The 7,182-nt window shown below is 67.9% G+C and carries 8 protein-coding genes; 1 reads left to right on the top strand and 7 read right to left on the bottom strand.

Annotated features, from left to right (window positions below):
- The coding region (locus tag B2J89_RS10125) for an NUDIX hydrolase (RefSeq protein ID WP_169168957.1) at window positions 1–517 on the top strand (517 nt) is incomplete at its 5' end.
- Window positions 518–583: 66 nt separating this feature from the next.
- Here B2J89_RS10125 and B2J89_RS10120 read toward each other — a convergent pair.
- The 7 genes from B2J89_RS10120 to B2J89_RS10090 form a co-directional block, all read right to left on the bottom strand.
- Window positions 584–1,066, bottom strand: a complete 483-nt coding sequence (locus B2J89_RS10120; protein ID WP_169168956.1) for a hypothetical protein — start codon at window positions 1,064–1,066, stop codon at window positions 584–586.
- Window positions 1,067–1,200: 134 nt separating this feature from the next.
- The gene (locus B2J89_RS10115; RefSeq protein ID WP_169168955.1) at window positions 1,201–1,674 is read right to left on the bottom strand and encodes a Spy/CpxP family protein refolding chaperone; all 474 of its coding nucleotides are present in this window, start codon (window positions 1,672–1,674) and stop codon (window positions 1,201–1,203) included.
- The gene (locus B2J89_RS10110; protein WP_169168954.1) at window positions 1,671–2,111 is read right to left on the bottom strand and encodes an anti-sigma factor; all 441 of its coding nucleotides are present in this window, start codon (window positions 2,109–2,111) and stop codon (window positions 1,671–1,673) included. The genes B2J89_RS10115 and B2J89_RS10110 overlap by 4 nt, the downstream gene beginning before the upstream one ends.
- Window positions 2,112–2,125: 14 nt before the next feature.
- A complete protein-coding gene (locus tag B2J89_RS10105) occupies window positions 2,126–2,680 on the bottom strand; it encodes a sigma-70 family RNA polymerase sigma factor (RefSeq protein ID WP_169169003.1) in 555 nt (184 codons plus the stop codon).
- 472 nt (window positions 2,681–3,152) lie between these two features.
- On the bottom strand, window positions 3,153–3,446 hold the full coding sequence (locus B2J89_RS10100) for a GYD domain-containing protein (protein WP_169168953.1): 294 nt from the start codon (window positions 3,444–3,446) through the stop codon (window positions 3,153–3,155).
- A gap of 257 nt (window positions 3,447–3,703) precedes the next feature.
- Window positions 3,704–6,169 (bottom strand): penicillin-binding protein 1A, encoded by a 2,466-nt coding sequence (locus B2J89_RS10095; protein ID WP_169168952.1) that lies wholly within the window; start codon window positions 6,167–6,169, stop codon window positions 3,704–3,706.
- Between the two features lie 194 nt (window positions 6,170–6,363).
- On the bottom strand, window positions 6,364–7,182 hold an 819-nt coding region (locus B2J89_RS10090; RefSeq protein ID WP_240964844.1), incomplete at its 5' end, for a helix-hairpin-helix domain-containing protein.

The raw sequence follows: 7,182 nt of genomic DNA, 5'->3' as shown, positions 1-7,182 counted from the left end.
CTGCGGCACCGCGGTGGTGTACCGCGTCCCCGATGACGGCGACACCCGCCAGCGTGCCGTGTGCCCGGCCTGCCAGACCATCCACTACGAAAACCCGCTCAACGTGGTCGGCACCGTGCCCGAGCTGGCCGACGGCCGCGTGCTGCTGTGCAAGCGCGCCATCGAGCCGCGCTATGGCAAGTGGACCCTGCCGGCCGGCTTCATGGAACTCGATGAAACCACCGCCGAAGGCGCCGCGCGCGAGACCGACGAGGAAGCCGGCGCGCAGATCGAGATGGGCCCGCTGTTTTCGCTGCTGAACGTGCGCCGCGTCGGCCAGGTGCACCTGTTTTACCGTGCCACCCTGCTCAGCGACCAATTCAACCCGGGCTTCGAGACGCTGGAGGCGCGCCTGTTCACCGAGAGCGAGGTGCCCTGGGACGAACTGGCGTTCCGCACTGTCAAGGCCACGCTGGAGCGCTACTTTGCCGACCGGCGCGCCGGCGCGTTCGGGCTGCACTGCATCGATATCGAATAGCCGATCGGGCCCGCCAGGAGCTCGCATGCCGCCAGGCCAGCGCCCGCTGCACTGGCGCCTGCAGTCTCAATGGGGCAGCTTGAGGGCTTTCCAGCCCGCGTGGTCGAAATGGCTGCCGTAGGTGTTGAGCGCTTGCGCAAGCTTGACGACGCCAGAAGCCCTCTCGCTGTCGCCTTCCTTGCCCTGCACGGCTTCAACGCCGCCCATGAGGTTGGCAATCACTGCATGCAACTGCGCGTCGGCCTTGGGTTCGAGCTTGCAGTTTTCGACGATGTAGGCGACTTGCGCCGAGACCGTCGCGCCCAGAGCGTCATAGTTTGCCGCTGTGGCCTTGCCAGCGTGTGCTGCCGGCAAAGTGCGGCTAACCGCTGCCTGTATCGCCGCCATGCCCTTGCGCAGCGGCGCATCGATGGCCCATTTTTTTCCGGCGTTGAGTTCCACTGTGAGGGGCGTGGCGCTCGCGTGGTCGTGGCCTGCGGGGGTGGCGGCCCCTGCTGCGGCGGGCAGTGTCAGGGCAGCGGCGAGAAACAGGTACAGCGGTGATTTCATGGGATGGCTCCAGTGGGTTGAATGCACATGGGACCTGCAAATGGCAGGCCTTGCTGCTTCAAACGTGCGGCACCGACAAATGTTCCATTTGTTTTGCATCTTTCCTGTCTCTTGCGCTGCGTCCTATGCTGGCCTCAATGGCGGTGCAGCAACTCCTCTTCGGTGGATTCCTGGGCATAGCGGCTCAGCAGCAAGGCCATCAGCGTGGCGCGCTGGCCATCGTTGAGCAATACGCGCTCGGCCAGCAGCTGCTCGATCACGCGTTGCTGCTGCGCGTTTTGCAGCGCGGCGATCCGGGCCTGCTCGGCATTGATGGCTGCCCGGTCGATCTGCGAAGCAAAAATGTGCCGCACCAGCGACTCGCGGTGTTGGCGGATTTCGCCCCAGTTGGCCGCCAGATCGCGTAAAAAATGGGGTTCAAGCGCCTGCCAGCGCTGGCGCTGGTCGGCGTTCAGTTGCAAATAGTCCGCCAGGTTCAAAGGCAGCACGTGCATGGCCTTGGCGGCGGGCGACAGTTGCAGCTGGTGCACAGCGACCGCCGCGACAATGCCGAGATTCAGGGCCAACGACACGGCCAGAAGCCATTGGGAGGCGGTGGGGCGTTTCATGGCATTCCTTTAGAGAGGCGGCAAATTTCGGCGGCGGCGCACAGGCCGCCCGGCGGAACGGGGTCGAACACCCGCACAAGGCTGGCGCTTGGCGCGCGCGCAGCGCCCGCTCCCAAGAGCAACCCTCCCATCCAGACGCCCGATGCCAAGGCCAGCCCCGTCGCCAACCCTGCGGGCACCCAGCCCAGCCAGCGGCCGGCAGCTGGCCGCATGCCCGGTGGTTGGGCGCACAGGCGGTCGTTCAGTTGCGCGGCGAGATCGAAACCCAAGCGGGGCGACGGCAGCTTTCGCAGGCCGTTCCGCAGGGCGGCGATGTCATTGAGCCGCTGCTGGCACAGGGGACAGCCCTGCAAATGGCGGTCGAATCTGGCACGTTCGGCGGGCGGCATCTGGTGATCGGCATAGACAGACAGCTTGTGGTGTTGGGGGCAGGTCATGGCAGGGTCTCCATTCAGCGCGGCATTCTCTCCAGCAGACCGGCACGTGCGCGTGCAATGCGCGATTTGACGGTGCCCAGGCCGATGTCGAGCACGGCGGCAATCTCTTCGTAAGACATGTCTTCTATTTCCCGCAGCAGCAGGATTTCGCGGTGTTCGGTGGGCAGGCGCGCCAGGGAGGCTTCGAGGCCCTGGTAGCGCTGCACGGTTTCCAGCACGGCATCGGGCCCGGGCGCCGGGTCCGGGCAAAGAGCTTCTTCTTCGTCGCTCAGAGGGACGAAATCCACCCGCTTGCCGCGCCGCAACCAGTCAAAAGCCAGGTTGCGGGCAATGCGAAACAGCCAGGTGCTGAGCCGCGCCTGCGGCGTCCAGCGCGGCAGGGCCTTGTAGGCGTTCAAAAAAGTGTCCTGGGTCAACTCCAGCGCATCGTCGTGCGAGCGGGTCAAGCGCACGAGAAAGCGGTAGATGCGGTCCTGAAAGCGTGCCACCAACTCTGAAAAAGCCGCCCGCTCACCCCGCTGTGCGTGCGCAGCGCATTCTTCGTCTTGGAGATGGCTGAAAATTCCCATGGGGTTTGATGGCTTCAACGCGCGAGCCGCCTGAAAGTTCCCTGGTTTGCAGAACCCGGGGGGCTGGGGTCGACAGACAGGCATCTTGACACGCGCCGCACGCCCGCTTTCCATGGATCTATGAATCGCGCCCGATTGGGACTCTCGCTGCTGCGCGGATTGCACCGCCTGGACTGGATCGATACAGACCAAGTGTGTTGAGACGGCGAGGGATGGCCAATTTGCGTAATCACGATCCAAGAAGCCGCATGCCCCCTGCATTGCCAAGCAAGAAGCTTGATATCGCCCACTCTTTCCTCGGCATGGGCGTTTGCTTAATTCATGTAAGTTACATTCAATGGAGGCTGAATGAGGCTTTTTCTGCCCGCTTCCGGAAAGCTGTCTTCCTTCCGCCAAGCGGCAGCGCAGGCGCAGGCACCGGCGGTGGAAAGCGAGGCGCCTGCGCGCTGCGCCTCAATCGGGCTGAGGCCTTCTATCCCAGCTTGCCCAGGATGCCGGCCATCTCGTCCTTGGTGAAGGCTCGCAGGGTTTGCATGCGAATATTGCCCGCGGAGGCAATGGCCAGGCCGAAGGCGGTGGCCGAGGTGTCGTCGGGCGCCTCGATGAACGCGACCAGGTCGTAGGGACCAAGGGTCCAATAGATCTGGGGCATCTTGGCGCCGAATTTCGAAGCGGCATCCTTCACAGCGTCGGCGCGTTTGGTCGTCTCCTTGACCGTGCGGATGCCTTGGTCCGTGAAGTTGCACAGTGCGATGTAAGTTGCCATGGTATTTCCTTTGCGCAAAGGGGCCCCATCGGTGAACCGGTTGGGCAGGCCCCGTTGCGCAACCGGCAATCCATGCTCACCTGGTGGACGGAGAAAGCGCAGGCCGAGGGCGCCTGCAGGCTGAGGGGAGCCGTCTGGCCTGTGCGCCACGGTGCGCCCGCTTTGCCCCAAAGTCAACGTACCGGCACCCGCGGGAGTGGATGGGTGACCCGGGCGCGGCTGCCGCACGGGGCGGGCCCGGCGGCAAACGCCTTGGATCAAGGGTCCGAGTCGGTGCTCACCGGTGGCAGGTTCGCCTCGGGCACTGCAGCACGCGCCGCACCCCCCTGCCCCGCCCCGGCGGGCCCGCTGGACCAGGGCGAGAGGGACGGGCCACTGGCCTCCGAGCGGTCACCGGGCACCACGACGAAGGCCGGCAGCGCGGACAGCGGCGTCGGGCTGGCGTCGGGCAGCGGCAGCAGCTCGGACGATTCGGTGATCTGCGGCAGTGCCGGCGGAGGCTCGGCGGCCTGGGGCGCGCGGCGCGGTGCGGGCTCGGGCGCCTCCTCGGGCGGCGTCGTGCCGGCTCCCCAGGCCTGCCAGCGTTCGCGCAGGCGCGTGGCAAGCTGGTGCCACCAGCGCGTGTCTTCCTCGTCCACGAAGCGCTGGCGTGCATCGATGGCCTTGGCGCGCAGGCTTTGCTGGAAGAAGTCGCCCACCATGGGCAGCGCGCTGTGGGCGCCCTGGCCCCAGTGGTCGCTGCGCAGCGTGATGCGGCTGTCGTTGAAGCCCACCCACGCACCGGCCACCAGCTGCGGGTGCATGAGGATGAACCAGCCGTCGGCGTTGTCCTGCGTGGTGCCGGTCTTGCCCGCCACGTCGGCGCGGATGCCGTAGCGCGTGCGGATCGCGCTGCCCGTGCCCTTGTCGATCGCGGCGCGCAGGGCGTTGCGCAGGGTTTGCGCGGCCTGGGTGGCCAGCGCGGTGCGGGGTTTCGGGGGTTCGAAGGCCTCCAGCAGCTTGCCACTGCGGTCCTTGATGCGCGTGACCCACACGGGCTCGACGGCCATGCCGGCATTGGCAATGGTCGCGTAGGCGCTGACCATTTCCTTGAGCGTGACCGGGCTGGTGCCCAGCGCGAGCGAGGGCACCACGTCGAGCGGAGACTCGCGCACGCCCATGGCGCGCGCGAGCTGCGCCACCTTGGCGGGGCCGACCTGCTGCACCAGCTCGGCGGTGATGGTGTTCTTGGAGTACGCCAGCGCGTCGGCCAGCGCCATCGGCTGGCCGCTGGGCGGTCCGCCGTCGCTGGGGCGCCAGACCTCGCCGCCGGGCAGCGCGATCTCCACCGCCTGGTCCACCCGCGTGTCGCTCGCCAGGGCGCCCTGCGCAAAGGCGGCGCCGTACACAAAGGGCTTGAAGGTGGAGCCCGGCTGGCGACGCGCCTGCTGCACATGGTCGAAGGGGTCGAGCGCAAAGTCGCGGCTGCCCACCCAGGCCAGGATCTCGCCGGTCTGCGGCGCCAGGGCCAGAAAGCCGGCCTGCACGCGCGTCTTGCCTTGGCGCAGCGCGCGCAGGAAGGCCGCGTCCGCCAGCAGCGCCTTGGCGGCGGCGTCGGGTGCCTCGCCTTGCGCGACGGCGGTGCGGAATTCGGGCGACTCGCGCACCAGGCGCTGCACCAGCGGGTTGGCAGCGCTCCAGCCGCTGCGCTGGCCCCAGGCGGCGTCGGCCACGCCCTGCAGCACGCGGCCCTGGCGTGCCACGGCCTGGGTGGCCAGGGACTGCAGGCGCGCGTCGAGCGTGGTGTGCACCACCAGGCCGTCGGTGTAGATGTTGTAGCCGTTGCGGTCGGCCCAGGCGATCAGCCATTTGCGCAGCTGCTGCGCAAAGTGCGGCGCCGGCCCGGGCGGCTCCGACTGGCGTTCGAAATTGATGCGCAGCGGGCGTTTCTGCAAGGCCACGAGCTGCGCCGGGTCGAGCTTGCCGCGCTTGGCCATCTGCGCCAGCACCGTGTTGCGCCGCGCCTGGGCGCGCTCGGGGTTCTGCACCGGGTTGTAGTAGCTCGTGCCCTTGAGCATGCCGATCAGCGTGGCGCTTTGCAGCACCGTGAGCCGGCGCGCCGAGGTGTCGAAATAGGTGCGCGCCGCCATCTCGATGCCCCAGGCGTTGTAGAGAAAGGGCACGGTGTTCAGGTAGGTCTCGAGGATCTCGTCCTTGGAGTACGCCCACTCGATCTTGAACGCGGTGATCGCCTCCTTGAGCTTGCGCGTGAGCGTGGGTGCGCGGCCGATGTCTTCCGGATAGAGGTTGCGCGCCAGCTGCTGGGTGATGGTCGAGCCGCCCTGGCGGTCGCCCGAGAACGTGGCCAGCGCGGCGCCGGCCGTGCGCCGCCAGTCCATGCCCCAGTGCTGGTAGAAGCGGTGGTCCTCGGTGGCGATGAGCGCATCGACCACCTGCGGCGCGATGGCCTTGAGCGGCACCCATTCGCGGTGCACCCATTGGTACTCGGCCAGCAGCTCGCCGCCGCGCGCCAGCACCTGCGCGGGCTGCTCGGTCCTGGCCTTGCGGATGTCGCTGATCGACGGCGTGAACGGCACCAGCACCAGCGCATACAGCAGGCATAGCTCCGGCACCGCCGCGGCGCCCAGCGCCACGCCGCGCCGCGTGGGGCGGCGCAGATGGGGTGCGAGGCGCTGGCGCCAGCCGCTCAGGCGCGCGGACAGGGAGGCAATGGCAGGGTGCATGGCGGGGACGGAAATGGTTCAGGCGAGCGGGGGTGCGGGCACAGCGTGCAAGGCGGCATCAGATTTTCAGGAAAATAGCCTTCCAGCCCTTTTGCAGCAAGCGCTTGCAGCTATGAATTTGATATTGAAAAAGCCGCCACAGGGGCGGCTCGGGCGGCGCACAAGTGCGGGGCGTGGCGCTGCGCGTGCCGCCTTCATGGCGCCGCCAGCAGCGCCAGCATGCCCGCCTCGTCGAGCACGGGCACGCCCAGCGCTTGCGCCCTGGCGAGTTTGCTGCCCGCGTCCGCGCCGGCCACAACGTAGCTGGTTTTCTTGCTGACCGAGCCGGCCACCTTGGCACCGGCGGCTTCGAGCAGGTCTTTGGCCTGGTCGCGGCTGAGCGTGGGCAGCGTGCCGGTGATCACCACCGTCGTGCCAGCCAGCGCCTGGGCCGCGCGCTCGGCGGGGGCGCCCTCTTCCCAGGCCACGCCGCAGGCGCGCAGCTGCTCGACCACCTCGCGGTTGTGCGGCTGGTCGAAAAAAGTGCGCAGGCTGTGCGCGACCACGGGGCCGACATCGTTGACCTGCAGCAGCTGCGCCTCGGTCGCGTCCATGATCGCGTCGAGGCTGCCGAAGTGGCGCGCCAGGTCCTTGGCCGTGGCCTCGCCGATGTGGCGAATGCCGAGGGCAAACAGAAAGCGCGCCAGCGTGGTGCGCTTGGACTTCTCCAGCGCCGCGAGCACGTTCTGCGCCGACTTGTCGGCCATGCGCTCGAGCGCCAGCAGCGAAGTCAGGCACAGCCGGTACAGGTCGGGCAAGGTGCGGATCACGCCCGACTCGACCAGCTGGTCGACCAGCTTGCCGCCCAGGCCCTCGATGTCCATGGCGCGGCGCGCGGCAAAGTGCAGCAGGGCCTCCTTGCGCTGGGCGGCGCAGAACAGGCCGCCGCTGCAGCGGTGGTTGGCCTCGCCCTTTTCGCGCACCACGTCGCTGCCGCAGACCGGGCAGTGCGCGGGCATGCGGAAGTTGGGGAC

It is taken from the genome of Acidovorax sp. SRB_24, assembly GCF_012931925.1.
This window is presented reverse-complemented; position numbering and strand designations above follow the sequence as displayed.

What these genes read in the sequence shown, in the direction of transcription:
- B2J89_RS10120 (WP_169168956.1), bottom strand. Translation starts at nt 1,066, where the DNA reads ATGAAATCACCGCTGTACCTGTTTCTCGCCGCTGCCCTGACACTGCCC.
- B2J89_RS10115 (WP_169168955.1), bottom strand. Translation starts at nt 1,674, where the DNA reads ATGAAACGCCCCACCGCCTCCCAATGGCTTCTGGCCGTGTCGTTGGCC.
- B2J89_RS10110 (WP_169168954.1), bottom strand. Translation starts at nt 2,111, where the DNA reads ATGACCTGCCCCCAACACCACAAGCTGTCTGTCTATGCCGATCACCAG.
- B2J89_RS10105 (WP_169169003.1), bottom strand. Translation starts at nt 2,680, where the DNA reads ATGGGAATTTTCAGCCATCTCCAAGACGAAGAATGCGCTGCGCACGCA.
- B2J89_RS10100 (WP_169168953.1), bottom strand. Translation starts at nt 3,446, where the DNA reads ATGGCAACTTACATCGCACTGTGCAACTTCACGGACCAAGGCATCCGC.
- B2J89_RS10095 (WP_169168952.1), bottom strand. Translation starts at nt 6,169, where the DNA reads ATGCACCCTGCCATTGCCTCCCTGTCCGCGCGCCTGAGCGGCTGGCGC.